A 511-nucleotide genomic window follows, 5' to 3' on the forward strand; every position below is an offset into this window, starting at 1 on the left:
GTCATGCCTAGAAGTACCCCTCGCGTTTGCGGTCCTCCATCGCGGCTTCCGACAGTTTGTCGTCGGCGCGGGTGGCGCCGCGTTCGGTGAGCCGGGAGGCGGCGATCTCGGTGATGACCTTCTCGATGGTGTCGGCGTCGGAGTCGACGGCGCCGGTGCAGGACATGTCGCCGACGGTGCGGTAGCGGACCTGGCGCCTCTCGACGCTCTCGCCGTTCTTCGGTCCGCCCCACTCGCCGGCGGTGAGCCACATGCCGTTGCGGGTGAACACCTCGCGTTCGTGGGCGAAGTAGATCTGGGGGAGGTCGATGTGTTCGCGGGCGATGTACTGCCACACGTCCAGTTCGGTCCAGTTGGACAGGGGGAAGACGCGGACGTGTTCGCCGGGGGCGTGGCGGCCGTTGTAGAGGTTCCACAGTTCGGGGCGCTGGCGGCGGGGGTCCCACTGGGAGAACTCGTCGCGCAGGGAGAAGACCCGTTCCTTGGCGCGGGCTTTCTCCTCGTCGCGGCG

The 511-nt window shown here is 68.1% G+C and carries 1 protein-coding gene; it reads right to left on the reverse strand.

Translation table 11 applies throughout. The annotated features are described in order from the left end of the window. Positions 1–7 precede the first annotated feature (7 nt). The coding region (gene cysD / locus IO29_RS31300; RefSeq protein ID WP_037840703.1) for a sulfate adenylyltransferase subunit CysD at positions 8–511 on the reverse strand (504 nt) is incomplete at its 5' end.

This window comes from Streptomyces sp. NRRL F-6676, assembly GCF_000725625.1.
GTDB lineage: Bacteria > Actinomycetota > Actinomycetes > Streptomycetales > Streptomycetaceae > Streptomyces.